Below are 20,872 nucleotides of genomic sequence, written 5' to 3'. Positions count from 1 at the left end.
CAACAAAAATTGTTAGCCTTTGAATTTTCTATTTAGATTTTGGAGGAATTGATAATGAAAAGGGTATCTGTGTTAGGTTCTACCGGTTCCATCGGACTTCAGTCCATGGATGTGGCCCGTAAGCACGGACTTGATATTCAGGCTCTTGCTGCGAACAGCAACTATGCAAAACTCGCTGAACAGGCAAGAGAGTTTTCACCTGAGATGGTATGTATCTTTGATGACAAATACTACAGCGCTCTGAAATCGGAACTTGCCGACACGAACATAAAAGTCCTCTGCGGCATGGACGGTCTCTGTGAGATCGCCGCTGACAAAGGAAATGACATTTTACTCAATTCCGTTGTCGGAATGGTAGGACTTCTGCCGACACTCACAGCTATAGAAAACGGCAAGGACATCGCTCTGGCAAACAAGGAAACTCTTGTTGCCGGCGGAAGAATAGTTATGGATGCAGCTGCTGAAAAGGGAGTAAAGATCTATCCTGTTGATTCCGAACATTCGGCTATTTTTCAGTGCCTTCAGGGCAACAGCATGAACCGTATAAGCAAGATCATCCTTACAGCTTCAGGCGGTCCTTTCTTCGGAAAGAAAAAGGCTGACCTTGAGAACGTCACAGTAGCTGAAGCGCTCAATCATCCTAACTGGAGCATGGGTAATAAAATTACCATCGATTCAAGTACACTTATGAACAAGGGCTTTGAATTCATTGAAGCAAAATGGCTGTTCGACCTTGAACCGGATCAGATTGAGGTAGTTGTTCACAGACAAAGCGTGCTTCACTCAGCTGTACAGTTCGAAGACTTTTCAGTTATCGGTCAGATGGGAGTTCCTGATATGAGAATACCGATACAGTACGCACTTCTTTATCCTGAGAGAAAAGAATGCCCGACAAAGCCGCTTTCGCTTACTGACTACGGTACACTTACATTTGAAAAGCCGGACCTTGAAACATTTGACTGCCTTGCTCTCTGTATTGAAGCAATAACAAAGGGCGGAACTTATCCGTGTATAGTAAATGCTGCAAACGAAGTTGCTGTGAGTCTTTTCCTTAACGGAAAGATCCGTTTCCTTCAGATAGGAGAACTTGTAAGAAGTGCTTATGAGCATTTCAGATTTAAAGAAATAAATAACTATGAAGACGTGATCGCAGCTGATACAGCCGCAAGAGAATACGTAAGAAATTCTGTGGAATAAAGAAATAGAGGAATGAAATGAATATTATCAACATACTTATTGCCCTGCTCATGTTCAGCTTCTTAGTAGCTTTTCATGAATTCGGACATTTCGCCGTTGCAAAGTTGTGCGGCATTAAGGTAAACAAATTTGCCATAGGAATGGGACCGAGTATTTTCCGGTTCGTTAAAGGTGAGACTGAATATTCTCTCAGACTGTTTCCTGTAGGCGGATTCTGTGCAATGGAAGGCGAGGATGACGACAGTGATGACTGCCGTGCTTTCAGAAAGAAGCCGGTCAGACACAGAATGGCAGTTGTTGTTGCAGGTCCTGTGATGAATCTGATTCTCGGATTTCTCATTGCTGCATTTACAGCAGGGTTCATTTCAGATGTAATCAAAACCAATACTGTACGTGAGTTCTATCCGGGTGCTGAAAGCTCGCAGACCGGTCTTATGGTCGGGGACGAAATTCTGAGTATGGATGGCATGCACATCTTTACGACCAGTGATATAAACTATAAATTTGCAAACAGCAGGGACGGAGTTTTTGACCTTGTTGTAAAGCGTGACGGAAAAAAAGTAGCCCTTGATAATGTAAAATTCTACAGAAAATATTTTTACTATATTGAAGCTCCGACCGAAGAAATACCATATGAACACTATGTGACATTTGATACAAGGGAAGAGTATGACGGTGATGAGGAACTGAAGGAAGCTGAGACGAACGTTGATTTCAGAGTCTGCAGAGTCGAAAACAGAAACTTCTTCAGTGTTATAAGTTACGGATTCAGAGATACCCTCAGTACCGCAAGACTTATCTGGATATCGTTTATTGATCTTGTAAGAGGTCAGTACGGATTAAACGATCTTTCAGGTCCGGTTGGTATAGTTTCTGCCATAGGAACAGTAAGAGCATACGGACTTGAAAGCCTTATGTCACTTATTATGATGATATCGGTAAATCTGGGTATATTCAATCTTCTCCCTCTTCCTGCACTTGACGGCGGCAGAATGGTATTTCTTATTATTGAAGGTATCAGAAGAAAACCTGTACCGCCTGAAAAGGAAGGCATGGTCCACTTTGTAGGCATTGCCTGCCTGATGGTTCTCATGGTAATCATAACAGTAGGAGACATCTCAAAGATATTTGCAAAGTGACAGGAAATTTACCTGGCAGATCAATGAGTCAGTATTTAAAATTCCGGAGGTATTTCACATGAGAAATGTAAAAAAGGTAAAGCTTGGTGACCTGACATTCGGCGACGGCCACATATACATACAGTCCATGCTCAATGTCAGTTCTGATGATATAGAAGGAAGCGTAAAACAGGCAGTTGAACTTGAGAAGGCAGGATGCGAGATCATACGTGCTGCTATCCCTGACAAAAATGCAGTAGCACTTATTCCTGCAATTAAGGAAGCTGTAAATATTCCGCTTGTTGCAGACATCCATTTTGATTACCGTCTTGCACTGATGGCGGCGGAAGCAGGGATAGACAAGATAAGGATCAATCCCGGCAACATCGGCGGAATGGACAGGGTAAAAGCTGTTGCGGATGCATGTGCAAACAGGGGAATACCGATAAGAATCGGCGTGAACTCCGGTTCGGTTGAAAAAGAAGTACTTGCAAAATACGGCGGACCTACACCTGATGCACTCGTGGAAAGTGCAATGAATCATGTAAAGCTGCTTAACCGATATGATTTTGATGACATTGTTATATCCATCAAGTCCTCAAATGTAAAAAATATGATCGCAGCATACAGAAAAATGAGCGAAACAGCGGATTATCCTCTTCATTTAGGAGTTACCGAGGCGGGTACTGAACGTATGGGAATAATCAAGTCCTCTATCGGAATCGGTTCACTGCTGGCTGACGGAATAGGAGAAACGATCAGAGTATCCCTTACCGGTGATCCTGTAAGGGAAGTTTACGCTGCGCGCGATATTCTGAAAGGACTTGGTCTTACTGACGGAGTTGAGTTCGTGTCCTGTCCGACATGCGGAAGAACAAGGATCGATCTTATCAAGGTTGCCGGTGAAGTTGAGGAAGCTCTTGCCGGTGTTAAAAAGAACATAAAGGTTGCTGTAATGGGATGCGTTGTCAACGGCCCGGGTGAAGCAAAGGAAGCCGATATCGGAATTGCTGGTGGAGACGGATGCGCAGTTATGTTCAGAAAAGGTGAGATCCTGAGGAAGATCCCTGAGGACAGCATCGTTGAGGAACTTTTAAAAGAAATTGAAAAACTATAAGAACGGAGAAGCCGGATGAACGAATTTAATGTACTTGAATTTCTGAAAGATTTTAATGTTGAAATACCTGAAAACATCTCAAAGGGAAGCCTTTTCAGGATCACATATACCTCAGATTATCGTACATTCTGCTTTTATCTGAAATTTGAGGAACTCATTGACGCTGAAAGTACAATGAAGTTCGAAAGAAATATGTGCAAATGCCTTTCGGCGGATAATGTGAGCATAGTATGCCGTTATCCTTCCGAGCTTTTCACACTTGAATATTTTGAGACACTTAAATGGAAACTCAAAAGAAAAATATCGGCAGTTAACGGATTTCTCGACAACTGTGATGTTTCCATGGACGGAGATACGATCACTATTGATCTTAAGCACGGCGGTGCGGAACTTCTCGAAAAATCACATTTCACCCGTGAGATGTCCGCTCTTATAAAGGAAGAGTTTGATCTTGACTATAAGGTAAAGCTCACCGGTGAACTTGAAGTAACAAAGGAACATCATGATCAGCTGATCGGGGAAACACTTGCTTCACTGCCTGATCATTCCGGACAGTTTGCAGCAAGTCCTTCGCCAGCTCCTTCCGTAGGAGGATCCAAGGACGCTGCTAAACCGGCATCGTTCCGTGAAGTACAGCTCGGCGGACTCGGACTTGGTGCTGATTTTGAAGACGGTCTCGGAAAACTCATAAGAGGCCGTGAAATAAGAGATCCGGCTATGCCGATACGTGAAGCCATAAAGACACTTGGCACCAAAGTCACTGTCTGGGGCGACGTTTTCGAGCTTGAAAGCAAGGAAATCAAAGGCGACAGAACAGTATTCACTTTTACGGTAACCGACTATACAGGTTCACTCCTTGTCAAGGTGTTTGAAAAGAATGACAAAATATCCTCATCGGGACTTGACACGGTTAAGAAGGGAACAAGTCTTGTTGTCAACGGACGCATCGATTTTGACAACTTTGCCAAGGATATCACAATTATGGCTGATTCGATCATTACTGCAAAGCGCGTAATGAGAAAGGATAAGGCTGAAGTCAAGCGTGTTGAACTTCACATGCATACATCCATGTCTTCAATGGATGCTGTCACACCGGCTGAACTGCTTGTAAAGCGTGCTCATGACTGGGGACATCCTGCTGTTGCCATAACTGATCACGGTAACGTACAGGCTTTCCCTGAAGCAATGAATACCGTAGCCGGTTTCAAGGATGATTTCAAGATAATCTACGGCTGTGAGGCCTATGTTGTAAATGATATCGACATTCCGAGAATACTCAATAAAGACGATGACCGCAGTATCAACGATGAGATAATCATATTTGACGTAGAGACTACCGGACTGAGTTCCAGAAGCGACCGTCTCATTGAAATAGGCGCAGTCAGGGTGAAGGATCTCCAGATAATCGACGAATTCGATATATTTGTAAATCCGGGCAGACCTATACCGCCGAATATAACTGAACTAACCGGTATTACAGGTGCCATGGTGGAAAATGCTCCTGATGAAGCCGAAGCACTTCGTCAGTTCATGGAATACTGCGGTGACAGACCGGTACTCGTTGCCCACAACGCTCAGTTCGATACATCATTTATCAATGAATGTGCAAAGCGTAACGGCATCAGCTTTGAATACAAGTTTATCGATACGCTTTATCTCTGCAGAGCAGTACTCAAGGATCTTGCAAAGCACAAGCTCGATACGGTAGCCAAGCATCTTAAGCTAGGCAAGTTCGAACACCACAGGGCAGCCGACGATGCAAGAATTCTTGCAAAGATCTATATAAAAATAATTGAAAACATAAAGAATGAAAATAACATAAAGGTTCTTTCTGATCTTAATTCAAACATTGAAAAAATCGACGTAAAGAAACTCAAGTCATATCACCAGATCATTCTCGTAAAAAATCAGCTCGGACTTAAGAATCTTTATAAAATGGTATCTTACGGCCATCTTGACTATTTCTACAAGAAGCCTCTTATGCCGAAGTCTGTTCTCGAAAAACACAGGGAAGGTCTTATTTTCGGAAGCGCCTGCGAGGCAGGTGAACTCTTCCAGGCTCTTGTGGAGAACCAGCCGCACGAAAAGGTAGTGGAACTTGCAAAGTTCTACGATTATCTCGAGATACAGCCGCATGCAAATAATGCTTTTATGCTGAGAAGCGGTACAGCCAAGAGTGAAGAAGAACTTATCGATTACAATAAGAAGATAGTCGCTCTCGGTGAGGAACTTGGTCTTCCGGTAGTTGCAACATGCGACGTTCATTTCATGGATAAGGAAGATGATATTTTCCGTAAGGTACTTCAGACCGGAAACGGCTTCAAGGACAATGACCAGCCTCCGCTTTTCCTGCGCACCACTGACGAGATGCTCGGCGAATTTACTTATCTCGGTGAGGAAAAAGCCTATGAGGTAGTTGTAAAAAACACAAACCTTATTGCCGACATGATTGAGGAAGTCCGACCGATCCCGAAGGGAACCTATACGCCTACCATTGACGGAGCCGAAGAGGATCTTGTACGTATAACTCATGACAAGGCTCATGAAATTTACGGTGATCCGCTTCCTGAAATAGTAGAAAAACGACTTGACCGTGAGCTTTCATCTATCATCAAGCACGGATTTGCCGTACTTTACATCATTGCCCAGAAGCTTGTATGGAACTCGGTCGAGCACGGATATCAGGTTGGTTCACGAGGATCAGTTGGCTCATCATTCGTTGCTTCCATGGCGGGTATTTCAGAAGTAAATCCGCTTTGTCCGCATTACATCTGTCCGAAGTGCAAGTACAGTGAATTTGATACTTCAGGTACATACGGATCAGGCTTTGACCTTCCGCAGAAATTCTGTCCGAAGTGTGGTACCGACATGCTCAGGGAAGGACACGACATTCCGTTCGAAACCTTCCTTGGATTCGACGGCGACAAGGCACCGGATATCGACCTTAACTTCTCGGGCGAATATCAGTCCTCAGCCCACCGTTATACTGAACAGCTTTTCGGACGTGACAACGTGTTCAAGGCCGGTACTATCTCGACCGTAGCTGAAAAAACTGCCTTTGGTTATGCCAAGGGTTACTGCCAGGACATGGGACTCGAAGTTAATACAGCAGAAATACTCAGACTTGCCAAGGGCTGTACCGGCGTTAAAAAGACTACCGGTCAGCATCCGGGAGGAATGGTCGTTGTTCCTAACGATTATGAGGTATATGATTTCACACCGGTTCAGCATCCGGCTGATTCTGCCGACAGTGATGTTATTACCACCCACTTCGACTTCCATTCACTGCACGATACTATTCTTAAGCTTGACGAACTCGGACATGTCGTTCCGACTCTTTACAAGCATCTTGAAGATATGACGGGAATGCTTATCAAGGATGTTCCTACATCTGATCCTGACGTTATAAGAATGATCACCGACGCTTCCGTTCTCGGGGTTGACGGTGAGGATATTTTCTGTCCTACAGGAAGTCTTGGTATTCCTGAAATGGGTACCGGATTTACCATCCAGATGCTCATGGACTCAAGACCGACAAAGTTCAGTGACTTTCTTCAGGTATCAGGACTTTCGCACGGTACGGACGTATGGCTCGGAAATGCCAAGGATCTTATCGATTCCGGCACATGTACGATTTCTGACGTTATCGGTACACGAGACAGTATCATGACTTATCTGCTTTACAAGGGAGTTGAACCGAAACAGGCATTCCAGATCATGGAGGATACACGAAAGGGTAAGGCTCCTAAGACTTTTACTCCGGAGAGAATACAGATGCTCCGCGATCACGATGTTCCTGAATGGTACATCGAAAGCTGTCTCAAGATCAAGTACATGTTCCCGAAAGCTCATGCGGCGGCCTACGTTATTGCTGCTATCAAGCTTGCCTGGTTCAAGCTTCACATGCCGCTTGAATTCTATGCTACCTACTTCACAGTACGAGGCACGGACTTTGACGCGACCACTGCTGTACTCGGCAGGGAAGCGGTACATGACAAGATCATTGCACTACGTGAGATGGGAAATGAGCGTTCAGCAAAGGAAAGTGCCACACTTGATACTCTTTACATCATTAATGAGATGCTTGTCCGCGGTTTTTCATTCCTTCCGCTTGACCTTTACAAGTCACATGCCTACAAGTTCCTTATCGAAGACGGAAAGATAAGAATTCCGTTTAGCTCGATCCCGGGCATCGGCGGTTCAGCTGCAAACAACCTTTACAAGGCTGCACAGGAAAGAAACTTCATTTCCATTGAGGAATTCCAGGCAAACAGCGGTGCTTCCAAGTCGGTTATTGAACTTTTCGAAAAGATGGGCACATTCGGCGACCTTCCGAAGTCCAGCCAGATGACGCTGTTCTGATGATTCTTTCGGATGACTTTCAGACTCGAAATATAATAAAAACACACCTTTCAGTGAACGAACGGTTCACGAAAGGTGTGTTTTGTTATGCAGCTTATGAACATCGCATTATTTTGCTATTGAAACAATATCATTTGAAATGCAATAGACAATATCAAACGAATGTATGTCGCCGCCGTCGATAAGGACGCGGCATATAGGGGCTTTGATTTCCTCTATTACTCCGGTGCCGTAAACACGGTGGTTTATTCTTGTTCCCGGTTTGTATTTCTTTAAAACTTTCAGTGCATCTTCTTCCTTTTTTCTGACTTTTGCTTTATCGGCAGCAGAGGGTGCTTTGATTTTCAGTGTGCTTGTTTTTTCGGACTTCTGGGATTTTTTCTTTTTATCTGTTTCAATGCCGAAGAGCTGACGGGTGAAAGCTGCGGTTTCATTTTTTACGCCGTATGCGGCTTCGTAGTCAAATATCGCAAGTGAGTGTTTTGCCCTTGTGACACCAACGTAAAACAGTCTTCGTTCTTCTTCAAGATCATTTCGCTGTGATTCGGTCATGTCCTCTTCATCTTCGCCGCAGACTGATGAAGACGGCATAATACCGTCGCGGACATCGATAAGCAGAACATTGTCATATTCAAGTCCCTTGCTTGAGTGGATAGTTGAAAGAATGATTTTGCTGTCCGGATCAGATGAGCCGTTTGTTACAATATTCTTAAGTTCAGTCATGCGGGCAAGAAAAAGGCTGAGATCCGGATTCTGATTTGCCAGTGCCAGAAGTGTTTTTACCTTTGTTTCATCGAGACCGCGGCTTTTCATAAACTTTCCGTATTCCATTTTACTAAGAATAAAAGTTATTGCACTGAAACTGTTAAGTTTTCTTAAATGATTAAAGTTATGTTCAGTTTCCTTCAGAAGCTTGTAATGCCATTTTTCAAGGCCGTCATCCTTTTCAAGGGTACGGAAAAAGGAGATATTGCTGTTTTTATGTTTTACCAGCGAACGAGTGACTATATCCTTTTTTATCTTGAGCCCGATCTTGTAGTAGAATTCAAGAAAGAGAGCGGCGTCCCAGGGAGCAAATGCAAACTGAAGAATGCTCAGAATGTCGTAAATGCAGTTTACTGAAAAGAAAACGCCATCATTTTCCTTGAGACGGTACCCGATTCCGTTTTTCTCGAAAATATCTATTATCGGGAGCGCTGATTCATTGTTCCTGTAAAGAACAGCAAGCTCGTCGTCAGAATCCTCGGTCATTTTCTGGATATAGCTGTACTGATACTTACAGTCTTTGAGGACGATCCTTCTCACCGGAAGACCGGCCGGATTTTCGGTAAACATGTTCTTGTCGTGACGGCAGCGGTTCTGCTTTATAAAGCTGTTCGCCTTGTTTACAATATCAGCTGAAGAACGGTAATTCTGCTCCATAAGAAGCACTTTTCCTTCAGGATATACGGTATTGAATTCAAGGAGAGCCTGCGGATATGCGGCACGGAAACCGTATATGCTCTGGTCTTCGTCGCCTACCATGAAAATGTTTTTATAGCGGCTTGCAAGCAGACGTATTATCATGTGCTGTATCTTTGAGGTGTCCTGAGCCTCGTCTATGCTTATATATCTGAATCTGTTCTGGCAGTAGGTGAGAATGTCCTGGTTTTTTAAAAGGATCTTCAGTGCAAATTCAAGCTGATCATCAAAGTCCATGACTCTGTTTTCACTTTTGTAGTTTCTGTAAGCGGTAAAAAATGAATAGAAATCGATCTCGCCAACCTTTATCTTTCTGATCTCATCAGGTTTCAGCATCATGTTACGACAGTAGATAAGTTTGGTCTTCAGTTCCTTTACAGTACTTTCAGACGGAAATTCACGTGTCATATTTACGTACAGTGCCTTTATTATTTTTGTCACTTTTCCTTCGTCAAGCAGGGAGAAGGCGGATGTATTTCTTGTACGTTCATACATCATTATAACTTTGGCGCAGAAACCGTTGATGGTACGAAATTCAATTCTGCCTTCAAATTCACAGCCGAATTTGTCAAAGAATCGTTTTTTCATATCTGCTGCAGCGGAAACATTGTATGTCATTGTAAGTATGTTTTCCGGCTTTACGCCCTTGCAGTAGAGCATGTATCCGAGCCTTGCAACAATAACAGTGGTTTTTCCGCTTCCGGGTACAGCAAGAAGCAGGGTCTGGCCGTCTGCGCGGGTAACGGCACTTTCCTGCTGGGGATTGAGTGTTATGTTGTATTTCTTTCTGAATTCAGTAAATTCCATTTTGCATCCGTTCTTGTTAAACAAAATATTATCTTTACCATTATACTGTTTTTTACCGTGAAAATCAAGCGAATCTATGTCGTTATTTAACATTTAAAGTAATAAAAGATTTTTGGAATATTGATAGATGGTGATATTTGTGATATAATTTTATATAATCGAAATAAGGAGAAATGAAAAATGAATAAAGTCAGAAGAGCTGCGGAAAATGATATTGACAGAATACTCGAACTTCTTGTTCAGGTGGATATGGTTCATCATAACGGCCGTCCTGACCTGTTTAAAGGTCCGGCTACCAAGTATAATGCTGAGGAACTTAAGGCAATAATAGGGGACGAAAAAACTCCTGTATTTGTCTGCGAAGATGAAGATGGCAGGGTTATCGGGCATGCCTTCTGTATTCACAAATATCAGAAGGAAGACAGCGTTATGACCAGCATTTCCACGCTGTATATTGATGATATCTGTGTTGACGAAACAAGCAGAGGCGAAGGTGTCGGCAGATCTCTTTACGATCATGTACTTGAATATGCAAGGGAACATAAATTTTACAATGTAACACTGAATGTATGGAGCTGTAATCCCGGAGCAATGAAATTCTATGAGACAATGGGAATGAAGGCTCAGAAGGTCGTAATGGAAACTATACTTTAATGGAAGGAGAATTTTAATAATGGCATCAGCAGTTTTAACAGCAGAAGAAGTAAAGAACAGAATACTTGACGGAGGTCTTTCCGAACTGATCGAACTTAAGTCTGAAAGAAAGGGAAACTCAGTTTACATTCCTGAACTTAAAATAAGCATAACCCCAAATGTACATGAAGCAAGGGACAATTTTGTGAACATTGTTTTCTCGGTCTGGAGTGATGAATGGGAAACGGAAATGATCGAGTGCAGCGTGGGAGCGGGAAAAGACACTGAATCAGCTCTCGGTATGGCACTCGGTATGTTTGCATATTCTTTTATGAACGGACTTAAGAATGTTGCAGATAACCGTCCGGCAGGAAATGTTACCTCATACTTTGCAGGCAATGAGCATAAGTGGACTGTTTATGCAAGCAATATTACAGGTGCCGGAAAAGGAAAACCGAATGAAGTATCAGAGTACTGGGATCTCATAGGCAAAGATATCGTGCGCAGGCTTGGTGACCAGAAGATCACATACGTAAAGGTCTATACAAGCAGAAACGGTTCAAATGTTATCTGCGAATGCCGTATCAATGATGTACCGGTACCTGTACTCAGCAAAAAACTCGAAACGGTAACGGAAAAATGGAATGTTGACGGTTTTGTATCTGAAAAGCAGTTTTTCTTCATAATTCAGGATGACGACACCATGAGAAAGTACCGTTATGCAGGTAAAGAAGGCAGGGAAAAGCTGTTTAACGCAGTAGCGGAGTACATGAAGCTTTACAGTAAGATAAACTCTGAAGAAGAGTACATGAGCATTGTTGACGATACAGCAAAGATCACCGGAGACCGAACCCTCGCTGAAGAATGCCACTGCTTCATACCGGAAATATGCGCGGAACGTGTTTTTGCTGATTTTCTTCACATTGGTGACGATATGCTCCTTTTAAGACCGGATGACCAGGCTGCTGAAGCTTTCCGTTCACAGCTTTCGGACTATCTGCCTCTGCAGAATGCAGTTTTCAGAGTGTTCAATTCAGATATTCTCGGTGACACAAAGAAGAAAGATGAGGTTTTCAGCCAGTTCGTATCAATGAGCTCTCTTAAAAATGTTGTTGATCAGGCAAGGGAAAAGGATGCCACAGTAGAAGGTCTTGCAGTTTCGCAGATCATTTATCACGTTGACATTGATTTTGAACTGAGATAATTATGTGCCTCAAGTCCGGTCTGCTGTATTATTCAGCGTATTTCTGAAAAATTTTATACTGAATATGAAAATAAAAATAAGAACCATTCTCAAATGTATTGACAAAGCGAAAATGCGATGCTATAATTGAGAATGGTTCTCATTTGTTTTAAAGAGGAGTTGGGTTTATGAATTCACGTTTAAAATATAAAACAAAGCAGCGTGAAATACTGCTTGAATATCTTGAAAGCTTTCAGGGAAAGCATATTACAGCAAGTGACGTTTATGAGTACTTCAGATCACAGGGTGAATCTATCGGTCAGTCAACCATTTACCGCCAGCTCGAAAGCCTTGTGGATGAGGGCATGATAAACAAATACATAATTGACGGAAACAGTCCGGCCTGCTTTGAATATGTAGGAAAAGACCATCATCATGACGGAGGGGAAGTCTGCTACCACTGCAAATGTCAGAAATGCGGGAAGCTTATTCATCTTAACTGCGATGAGCTCGAGGAAATACAGGAACATCTTTTCAAGGATCACCGTTTCAAACTCGATCCGATAAGAACGGTATTTTACGGACTTTGTGAAAACTGTATTTAACCGCGTTTTCCTGACGTTTTATTAGTACACGGAGGTTTTGTTTTTGAATAAATTATTATCACTTTTAGCAGCATCAGCAGTATTAACAGGGTGTCTGACAGCCTGCTCTTCAGACAACGGACAGTCGATATCTTTAACGGATTCATTTTCGGAAGCCGGAAACGGATCTTCTGACGGTAAAGTGCAGATCGTAACAAGTATTTTCCCGGAGTATGACTGGACGAAAAATATTCTCGGAAAGGATGCTTCCGGCGCAGAAGTTACAATGCTTCTCGACAGCGGCGTTGATCTTCACAGCTACCAGCCTTCAGCTGATGACATTCTCACCATATCGAATTGTGACGTTTTTGTATATATCGGCGGCGAATCTGAGAAATGGGTGGACGATGTTCTAAAGGAAGCAAATAACAGTGATATGATCGTTGTTGACCTGATGGATGTCCTCGGTGAATCAGTAAAGGAAGAGGAAATTGTTGAAGGCATGCAGGAAGAAGATGAACATGACCACGAACACGAACATGAAGACGGTGTTCATGAAGAGAAGGAGCATGCTCACGAAGATGAAGAAAAAGAATACGATGAGCATATCTGGCTCTCACTTAAGAATGCCTCAAAGTGCGTTGACAGCATCGCCAAAGCGGTAAGCGACGCAGATCCTGATAATTCTGCTGTCTACAGAAAGAATGCAGACGACTATATCGCAAAAATAAATGCTCTTGATGCAGAGTACCAGTCTGTGACAGATTCCGCTCCGGTAAAGACTCTTCTTTTCGGAGACCGTTTTCCGTTCCGCTATATGACCGATGACTACGGCCTTGCATATTATGCAGCTTTTGTCGGATGTTCAGCTGAAACGGAGGCAAGCTTTGAAACAATCACTTTTCTTGCCGGCAAGGTGGATGAGCTTTCACTTGATTCAGTTATTACAATTGAAGGCAGCGATCACAGAATAGCTGATACTGTCGTAAACAGCACAAAGAAAAGAAACCAGAAAGTTCTTACAATGAATTCAATGCAGTCTGTAACGTCAAAAGATATTAAAAACGGAGAAGATTATCTTTCGGTAATGACTGAAAACCTTGAAACACTTAAGGAAGCGCTTAAGCAGGAGGAAAAATAATGGCTCTGCTGACAGTAAAAGATCTTTCACTCGGCTATGACAACCGTACAATAGCCGAAGATCTTAATTTTACAGTAAACGCCGGGGATTACCTTTGTATAGTCGGCGAAAACGGATCGGGTAAATCAACACTCATGAAAACCCTGCTTCATCTGCAGCCTCCGATAAAAGGTGAGATAATACCGGGAGACGGACTTAAAAACAACGAGATAGGATATCTTCCTCAGCAGACTGTTGTTCAGCGTGATTTTCCTGCTTCAGTCCGTGAGATAGTTCTTTCCGGATGTCAGAGCAGATGCGGTCTCAGACCTTTCTATAACAAAGAGGAAAAGGCTCTTGCTGCGGAAAATATGAAGAGGATGAGGATAACCGATCTGGCAGACCGCTGCTACCGTGAACTGTCAGGAGGTCAGCAGCAGCGTGTTCTTCTTGCAAGAGCACTTTGCGCCACAAGAAAGGTTCTTCTTCTTGATGAACCTGTATCAGGTCTTGATCCGAAGGTAACAGCCGAGATGTATGAGCTTATAAAAGAACTGAATGATGAGGGTATTACAATAATTATGATATCCCATGACATAGCCGCAGCGATCCGTTACGCTACGAACATACTTCACATTGGTTCCTCGGTGTTTTTCGGAACAAAGGAAGAATACCTTGAAAGTGAAACAGGAAAATTCTTTCTTAAACAGCAGAAGGGCGGTGAAGAATAATGTTTGAAAAGCTTGCACTGTACATGAATTATCCGTTTGTACGCTATGCGCTTATAGTCGGCGTGCTTATAGCTCTTTGTTCCTCACTTCTGGGTGTGACTCTTGTTCTTAAAAGATTCTCATTCATTGGTGACGGTTTATCACACGTAGCCTTTGGAGCAATGTCGGTAGCAGCGGTTGTCGGACTTACAAATGAAATGCTCCTTATTCTTCCCGTTACAGTGATTAGTGCAGTTCTTCTTCTGAGGACAGGGCAGAATGCGAAAATAAAAGGCGATGCTGCCATTGCGATGATATCAGTCGGCGCGCTGGCGTTCGGGTATCTTATAATGAATATATTTTCCACATCATCAAATCTTTCAGGAGATGTATGCAGCACACTTTTCGGATCAACATCAATTCTTACTCTTACACAGAAGGAAGTCGGCCTCTGTATTGCTCTTTCGCTTGCAGTATTGTTCATATTTATTTTCTTCTATAACAAGATACTCGCAGTTACATTTGACGAGAATTTTGCGAAGGCTACCGGAATAAAAGCTGACGGCTACAATCTTCTTATTGCTGTTGTTATTGCAGTGATCATTGTTCTTGCAATGAACCTTGTAGGATCGCTTCTTATATCAGCACTTGTGATTTTCCCGGCTTTGTCAGCCATGCGGCTTTTCAGAAGCTTCAGAAACGTAACCATTTGTTCAGCAGTTCTGTCAGTAGTGTGTGCTTTTTCAGGTATGATAATTTCAATACTTGCCGGAACACCGGTAGGTTCTACTATCGTTGCCGTTGACGTTGCTGCTTTTGTTCTCTGCTGCGGTGCAGGTGCTCTTACCGGAGGTTTAAGAAAATGAAAAAGATTTCAGTAATGCTTGTATGTACTTCGCTTGTGCTTTCTTTAGCCGGATGCGGTTCTGCAGAAGGAAATGCAAACCGAACAGCCGGTAATGCACAGGGAGTAAATGACGTACTTGAAGCCGGAAAAAAATCTGCAGAAGAGACTTCAGCCGAAATTCCGGATGAATCTGCAGCCGCAGAAGAAACTGATACAGTAAATGAAGCAGATCCAGTTTCAGATGGGGAAAACAGCACTGTAACAGAAAAAGCTCTTTCTGAAGAAGACGAAGATCCGAATACTGATCCGGAAAGGTCCATTCACTTTGACATGGCTTCTGTAAATATGGACAAACCGGATGTTGATCTTACAGCACTTTCGAGTACGATGGTCTATTCGGAAGTCTACAGTATGATGACAGAACCGGATAACTACATCGGTAAAGTGGTAAAAATGAAAGGTTCCTTTACTGTTTTTCATGATGAAGGATCAAGTGATTTTTTCTTTGCCTGCATTGTAAAGGATGCTACAGCATGCTGTGCACAGGGAATAGAATTCCAGCTTGCAGGGGAACATGAGTATCCGAAGGATTATCCCTACGAGGGTGACGAGATCTGCGTCGTTGGCGTATACGATACATACAAGGACGGAGACAGTACCTACTGTACTCTGAAGAATGCGAAAATAGTTTAAAAAAATAGAAAATACTTATTGACAAATAAAAAATATTGTGATATTATAAAATTAATAGCTGTGAAGAAGACAGGTAAATGATTGCCTCTTTGTACAGAGAGCCGGCGGCTGGTGTGAGCCGGACATAAGCAATGATTTGTATCCCTTCTGAGCTGGAACACTGAAAATTTATGTAAGTGTTCCCGTGATGCTGCGTAAAAGTAAAAAGCTTATTCGAGCTTGTAAGTGGTGACTGCAGAAATGCAGCACAATTTGAGTGGTACCGCGGGAATCGATATGATGCTCGTCTCAAAGTTAAAACGCTTTGGGACGGGCTTTTTTAGTTTCGTCCTGAACAATCAGACTTAAAAAAGGAGTAGTTATTATGAACAATCAGGAAAATCTCGGTAGCGCCGAAAGCAAGATCAGAGAGGTTGCTGAACGTATTTCAAGACTTCGCGACGATCTTGGCTTTTCAGTGGAAAAAATGGCTGAACTCACTGATTACTCGGTAGAAGAGTACAGACAGTTTGAATCAGGCGAAAAGGACTTCAGTTTTACTTTCATTTATAAATGTGCCAATGCTTTCAATGTCGAAATTTCTGACCTCATGGAAGGAAGCAGCCCGGCACTCAAGAGCTACACTGTAACCAGAAAGGGACAGGGGGCTCCTATCGTAAGAAGAGAAGGTTTTGTATACAACCGGCTCGCTCCTATGTTCAAAAACAAGATCGCAACACCTTTCCACGTAGTTATCCCTTACTCTGAGGAAGAACTTTCAAAGCCGCTTCACATGTCTACTCACAAGGGACAGGAATTTGACTACGTTCTCAAGGGTTCACTCAGAATGGTCATCGGTTCACACACTGAAACTCTTCACGAAGGAGACAGTATTTACTTCGACAGTTCTATCCCTCATGATGACATCGCACTTGGCGGTGAATCATGTGAGATCATTGCAATGATCATGCCGCCTAACGGTGAAAAGACTGATGCACCTGAATATCACGAACAGATTTCAGAATATCATCACACAAACTTCGACAAGGCCGGTATTCTCCATCCGGTAATGGAAAAGTTCATTTCATGTGAAACAGACAGCGAAGGAATCCTTACAGGTGTACATTATCACAACGAAGAAAAATTCAACTTTGCATTTGACGTTGTTGATGAAATAGCAAAGAAGACTCCTGACAAGACAGCTATGATCTATGTTGACCATGATCATAATGAACGCATCTTCACATTCAGTGATATGATGAAGCTTTCATGTCAGACAGCAAACTACTTCAAGTCACTCGGAATCAAGCGCGGCGACAAGGTAATGCTCGTTCTCAAGCGTCACTACCAGTTCTGGCTTTCCATCCTTGCCCTTCACCGTATAGGTGCTGTAGGCATCCCTGCAAGCAACATGTTCCGTGCCCATGACTACAAATACAGATTCAATGCAGCGGATGTTTCAGCTATCGTTTGTACAGCAGACAGCTGGGTAACAGAGGAAGTTGACAAGGCATGCGAGGAAGCGCCGTCACTTAAGACAAAGGTCATCGTAAACGGCACACGTGAAGGATGGCATGACTTCAACTCTGAACTTCCTGCATACAATACAACCTACGAACGTACAGAAGATGCTCCGTGCGGAACAGATCCTATGCTCATCTTCTTCAGTTCAGGTACAACAGGCAATCCGAAAATGGTACTTCACAGCTACCAGTATGCGCTTGGTCACTACACAACAGCAAGATACTGGCACAATGCTGATCCGAACGGCCTCCACTTCACAATTGCTGACACAGGCTGGGGCAAGGCACTCTGGGGCAAGCTTTACGGTCAGTGGATGTGTGAAGGTGCGGTATTTGTTTATGACTTTGACCGTTTCCATGCAGATGACATCATGCCGATGTTCAAGAAATACAACATCACAACATTCTGTGCTCCTCCGACAATGCTTCGTTTCTTCATCCGTGAAGATCTTTCAAAGTATGACTTCTCTTCACTGAAGTACGTAACAACAGCAGGTGAAGCGCTTAACCCTGAAGTTTACAATCTCTTTGAAAAGGCTACAGGTCTTAAGATAATGGAAGGTTTCGGCCAGACAGAAACAACTCTTACTATTGCAAACTTTGTTGGTATGGAACCTAAGCCGGGCAGCATGGGCAAACCGAATCCGCAGTACAATATGCAGATTCTTCTTCCTGACGGTACACCGGCTGCTCCTGGTGAAACAGGTGAGATCTGTGTCAAGCTCGGTGACAAGCCGATCCCTGGTCTTGCAATAGAATATTACCGCAATGAAGAACAGACAAAGGATACATGGCGCGACGGTTACTATCATACAGGTGATACAGCATGGGAAGACGAAGACGGCTTCTACTGGTATGTTGGCCGAGTTGATGACGTTATCAAGTCATCAGGCTACCGTATCGGACCTTTCGAGATTGAAAGTGTACTTATGGAACTCCCTTACGTTCTCGAATGTGCTGTAACAGGTGTTCCTGATGATATCAGAGGTCAGGTAGTAAAGGCTACTATCGTTCTCACAAAGGGCACAGTTCCGTCAGATGAACTCGTTAAGGAGATCCAGGAATACGTTAAGAAGGAAACTGCTCCTTACAAGTATCCAAGAGTAGTTGAATTCGTTGAAGATCTCCCTAAGACTGTAGGAAGCGGCAAGATCCGCCGTTCAGAGATCCGCAAGATGGATATGGAAAAGTACAATAAGAACAAATAATCTGCTTTTACTCTGAAAGCAGGAAAAAGCACAGCTTCGGCGAAAGTCAGAATCATGATTCGTCACGGCTGTGCTTTTATATTTTCGTAATTTAGATTGAAATACTGTGAAAAGTGTGGTATAATAACAATAAATATAGACGTGAAATTAAAAAAAACACCGGTCTTTCGCAGGGGTGTTGCGGCCGATACTTAACTGTCGGCTGGTGGCCGGTGTTTATGATATTTACATGAAATACATGTTTCATGAATTTTATGTAAAGGAGGGATTACGGGAAACATGGTAGTATATTCAAGCCTTGATTACGGTATAGCTCTTTCTGTTTTGTGTATCTGTCTGACAAATCTTCTTTTTACGCTTCTGGACGGTCACACCGGAAAAATACAGAATAAGCTGTACATAACTATTCTCGTTCTTATCGGGATCAATGCAGTGTGTGAACTTGTAAATGTCCGCACCAGTGATGCATCGGTTGCTTCAGATTCAGTTTTTCTTGCTTCGAGACTATCAAAGTTCTTCTATTTTTTTACTCATAATCTTGTCCCTCCGGTGCTTTATTATTATCTTTCGTTTGTAATTGGCCGTTTCGTTGTTACAGATACGCCCGGAAAGCCACAGGGGATCAGAAAATATTCTTTTGTCGGCAGGTCGCCGGTCATACTGGCAGTTATCACTGAACTTATGATTCTGACAAATCCGCTGACGAACTGGTGCTGGTATTACAGCGAAGACAGGATGTTTCACAGGTCATGGGGAGAATATATTTTCATCTACGGCTTTTCAGCGGTCTGGGTGATACATGCTTTTATCATGTTTATGAAATCATGGAGTATTCTGTCCAGGGGAAGAAAACGTTCGATAGCTATCTGTTTCATGCTTGCGTGCAGCGGAATAGTCATTCAGCTTATTTTCAAACAGTATCGTGTGGAAATACTCCTGGAAGCTCTCGGCTTAACAGGTGTTCTTATGTTTATCGAAAATGAGGATGACAGAAGAAATGTGGAACTGGATGCATATAATTCCGCAGCATTCACACTTGATGTACGTGCGGCTGTAAGCAACCATATTCCGCTTAAGGTACTTATAATCCGGAGTATCGACTTTGACCGTAATTCCAATTCTGTTGTGTCAGTAAAGATCGACCGTGATGCTGCCTGCAGAATGGTATCGGACTATCTTGCTTCGGTTGTTGACAAGTACTGTATCTATGCAGTAGGTAACAGGAGATTTGCCGTTACGCTTTACAATACCTCTAAAAATGAAGCAGCTGAGATCGAGGAAAAGATATGCAGCCGTTTCAGATCTGCATGGAGACTCGACAGTGTTAACCTGCACCTTTCTGCAAAATTTCTGCTTATAGATGTTCCTGAACTGGCCGCAAATGCCGAGGAAGTCCTCTATTTTGCTGAATGTATGCTGCCTAAGGATATCGGTTCAGGTATCGTGGACGAAAAATCACTTGAACGTATCATTCGCCGTGCAGCAGTTGAAAAGGCTGTGACACACGGCCTTGATGAAAATGCCTTTGAGGTTTATTATCAGGCGACTTACAATATTGACAGGTCACTTCATGGTGCTGAGGCACTTCTCAGAATGAATGACAGAAACATGGGCATGATCTATCCGGATGAATTCATTCCGGTTGCTGAACAGCTTGGCATAATCGATAATCTTGATGAATTTGTTCTTAAGGAAGTATGCCGTTTCATTGACACAGGTATTCCTCAGAAAAACGGAATGGAGTGTATCAACGTCAACCTTTCCGTTCTTGAATGCGTGAAGGACGGATTTGCTGAAAACATAAAGAATATAGTCGATTCCATTGGTATCCGCAGAGATATGATCAATTTTGAGATAACCGAATCTGTAGCTGCCGAGGATTATGATCATCTTTCAGATGTCATCGAACAGCTCAAATCGCAGGGTTTCCAGTTCTCAATTGACGATTACGGCACAGGTTTTTCCAATATTACATCCATGTTTTCACTGGGTGCCGATATAATCAAGATAGACAAAAGCATTCTCTGGAATTCCTCAAAGAGCGAGGAAGGAATGGAGCTTCTTAAGGTCTCCGTTGATATGGTACATAAAATGAAGAAAAAAGCTCTCTGCGAAGGCGTTGAGACCGAGGAACAGATAAATCTTCTGAGTGAACTTGGCTGTGATTATCTGCAGGGATACTATTTTTCGAAACCGCTTTCCGAGAAAGATTTTATCGATCTTATTGAAAATAAAGATAAGTGATAATGTTAGTAATATTTCACGAAGTTCATTGACTTGATTAGTTATATATGCTATAATTAATAGGTTAAAATATACTAAACATCCGG

The 20,872-nt window shown here is 42.8% G+C and carries 14 protein-coding genes and 1 other annotated feature; of the genes, 13 read left to right on the top strand and 1 reads right to left on the bottom strand.

From position 1 onward, the window contains the following. Positions 1-54 precede the first annotated feature (54 nt). Genes CC97_RS01425 through CC97_RS01410 form a run of 4 tightly spaced genes read left to right on the top strand, consistent with a single transcriptional unit; the run spans position 55 to position 7,794 of the window. Positions 55-1,197: a 1-deoxy-D-xylulose-5-phosphate reductoisomerase gene (locus tag CC97_RS01425; RefSeq protein ID WP_197021800.1), complete on the top strand. Its 1,143-nt coding sequence runs from the start codon at positions 55-57 to the stop codon at positions 1,195-1,197. Between the two features lie 17 nt (positions 1,198-1,214). Then, entirely contained in the window at positions 1,215-2,336 is a 1,122-nt protein-coding gene (locus tag CC97_RS01420; RefSeq protein ID WP_044973405.1) for a site-2 protease family protein, read from the top strand. Positions 2,337-2,394: 58 nt separating this feature from the next. After that, positions 2,395-3,432, top strand: a complete 1,038-nt coding sequence (ispG, locus tag CC97_RS01415; protein WP_044973404.1) for a flavodoxin-dependent (E)-4-hydroxy-3-methylbut-2-enyl-diphosphate synthase — start codon at positions 2,395-2,397, stop codon at positions 3,430-3,432. 15 nt (positions 3,433-3,447) lie between these two features. Further along, a complete protein-coding gene (locus tag CC97_RS01410; protein WP_044973402.1) occupies positions 3,448-7,794 on the top strand; it encodes a PolC-type DNA polymerase III in 4,347 nt (1,448 codons plus the stop codon). A 108-nt stretch (positions 7,795-7,902) separates the two neighbouring features. Here CC97_RS01410 and CC97_RS01405 read toward each other — a convergent pair whose 3' ends face one another. Then, the gene (locus CC97_RS01405; RefSeq protein ID WP_049962604.1) at positions 7,903-10,062 is read right to left on the bottom strand and encodes an ATP-dependent helicase; all 2,160 of its coding nucleotides are present in this window, start codon (positions 10,060-10,062) and stop codon (positions 7,903-7,905) included. A gap of 180 nt (positions 10,063-10,242) precedes the next feature. Here CC97_RS01405 and CC97_RS01400 point away from each other — a divergent pair, with 180 nt between their 5' ends. The 9 genes from CC97_RS01400 (at position 10,243) to CC97_RS01360 (ending at position 20,786) form a co-directional block, all read left to right on the top strand. After that, positions 10,243-10,716: a GNAT family N-acetyltransferase gene (locus CC97_RS01400; RefSeq protein WP_044973401.1), complete on the top strand. Its 474-nt coding sequence runs from the start codon at positions 10,243-10,245 to the stop codon at positions 10,714-10,716. Positions 10,717-10,735: 19 nt separating this feature from the next. Beyond that, positions 10,736-11,899, top strand: coding sequence for a DUF6348 family protein (locus CC97_RS01395; RefSeq protein WP_044973399.1), 1,164 nt, complete (start codon positions 10,736-10,738; stop codon positions 11,897-11,899). Between the two features lie 167 nt (positions 11,900-12,066). Then, positions 12,067-12,483, top strand: a complete 417-nt coding sequence (locus CC97_RS01390; protein WP_044973398.1) for a transcriptional repressor — start codon at positions 12,067-12,069, stop codon at positions 12,481-12,483. 43 nt (positions 12,484-12,526) lie between these two features. Then, on the top strand, positions 12,527-13,603 hold the full coding sequence (locus CC97_RS01385) for a metal ABC transporter substrate-binding protein (RefSeq protein ID WP_044973396.1): 1,077 nt from the start codon (positions 12,527-12,529) through the stop codon (positions 13,601-13,603). Next, positions 13,603-14,313, top strand: a complete 711-nt coding sequence (locus CC97_RS01380; protein WP_044973395.1) for a metal ABC transporter ATP-binding protein — start codon at positions 13,603-13,605, stop codon at positions 14,311-14,313. Before CC97_RS01385 ends, CC97_RS01380 begins: the two co-directional genes overlap by 1 nt. After that, a complete protein-coding gene (locus CC97_RS01375; protein ID WP_044973394.1) occupies positions 14,313-15,158 on the top strand; it encodes a metal ABC transporter permease in 846 nt (281 codons plus the stop codon). Before CC97_RS01380 ends, CC97_RS01375 begins: the two co-directional genes overlap by 1 nt. Next, complete coding sequence (locus CC97_RS18410; RefSeq protein WP_049962603.1) at positions 15,155-15,832, top strand: hypothetical protein; 678 nt, start codon at positions 15,155-15,157, stop codon at positions 15,830-15,832. The genes CC97_RS01375 and CC97_RS18410 overlap by 4 nt, the downstream gene beginning before the upstream one ends. Before the next feature lie 51 nt (positions 15,833-15,883). Beyond that, positions 15,884-16,126 (top strand) — a binding site (T-box leader). A 70-nt stretch (positions 16,127-16,196) separates the two neighbouring features. After that, a complete protein-coding gene (locus CC97_RS01365; protein WP_044973392.1) occupies positions 16,197-18,542 on the top strand; it encodes an AMP-binding protein in 2,346 nt (781 codons plus the stop codon). A 279-nt stretch (positions 18,543-18,821) separates the two neighbouring features. Next, entirely contained in the window at positions 18,822-20,786 is a 1,965-nt protein-coding gene (locus CC97_RS01360; protein ID WP_044973390.1) for an EAL domain-containing protein, read from the top strand. Positions 20,787-20,872: the final 86 nt, after the last annotated feature.

Source organism: Ruminococcus sp. HUN007, assembly GCF_000712055.1.
GTDB lineage: Bacteria > Bacillota > Clostridia > Oscillospirales > Ruminococcaceae > HUN007.
Note: the sequence above shows the minus strand (reverse complement) of the source record. Positions and strands in the feature narration are given on the sequence as shown.

What these genes read in the sequence shown, in the direction of transcription:
- CC97_RS01425 (WP_197021800.1), top strand. Translation starts at nt 55, where the DNA reads ATGAAAAGGGTATCTGTGTTAGGTTCTACCGGTTCCATCGGACTTCAG.
- CC97_RS01420 (WP_044973405.1), top strand. Translation starts at nt 1,215, where the DNA reads ATGAATATTATCAACATACTTATTGCCCTGCTCATGTTCAGCTTCTTA.
- ispG (WP_044973404.1), top strand. Translation starts at nt 2,395, where the DNA reads ATGAGAAATGTAAAAAAGGTAAAGCTTGGTGACCTGACATTCGGCGAC.
- CC97_RS01410 (WP_044973402.1), top strand. Translation starts at nt 3,448, where the DNA reads ATGAACGAATTTAATGTACTTGAATTTCTGAAAGATTTTAATGTTGAA.
- CC97_RS01405 (WP_049962604.1), bottom strand. Translation starts at nt 10,062, where the DNA reads ATGGAATTTACTGAATTCAGAAAGAAATACAACATAACACTCAATCCC.
- CC97_RS01400 (WP_044973401.1), top strand. Translation starts at nt 10,243, where the DNA reads ATGAATAAAGTCAGAAGAGCTGCGGAAAATGATATTGACAGAATACTC.
- CC97_RS01395 (WP_044973399.1), top strand. Translation starts at nt 10,736, where the DNA reads ATGGCATCAGCAGTTTTAACAGCAGAAGAAGTAAAGAACAGAATACTT.
- CC97_RS01390 (WP_044973398.1), top strand. Translation starts at nt 12,067, where the DNA reads ATGAATTCACGTTTAAAATATAAAACAAAGCAGCGTGAAATACTGCTT.
- CC97_RS01380 (WP_044973395.1), top strand. Translation starts at nt 13,603, where the DNA reads ATGGCTCTGCTGACAGTAAAAGATCTTTCACTCGGCTATGACAACCGT.
- CC97_RS01375 (WP_044973394.1), top strand. Translation starts at nt 14,313, where the DNA reads ATGTTTGAAAAGCTTGCACTGTACATGAATTATCCGTTTGTACGCTAT.
- CC97_RS18410 (WP_049962603.1), top strand. Translation starts at nt 15,155, where the DNA reads ATGAAAAAGATTTCAGTAATGCTTGTATGTACTTCGCTTGTGCTTTCT.
- CC97_RS01365 (WP_044973392.1), top strand. Translation starts at nt 16,197, where the DNA reads ATGAACAATCAGGAAAATCTCGGTAGCGCCGAAAGCAAGATCAGAGAG.
- CC97_RS01360 (WP_044973390.1), top strand. Translation starts at nt 18,822, where the DNA reads ATGGTAGTATATTCAAGCCTTGATTACGGTATAGCTCTTTCTGTTTTG.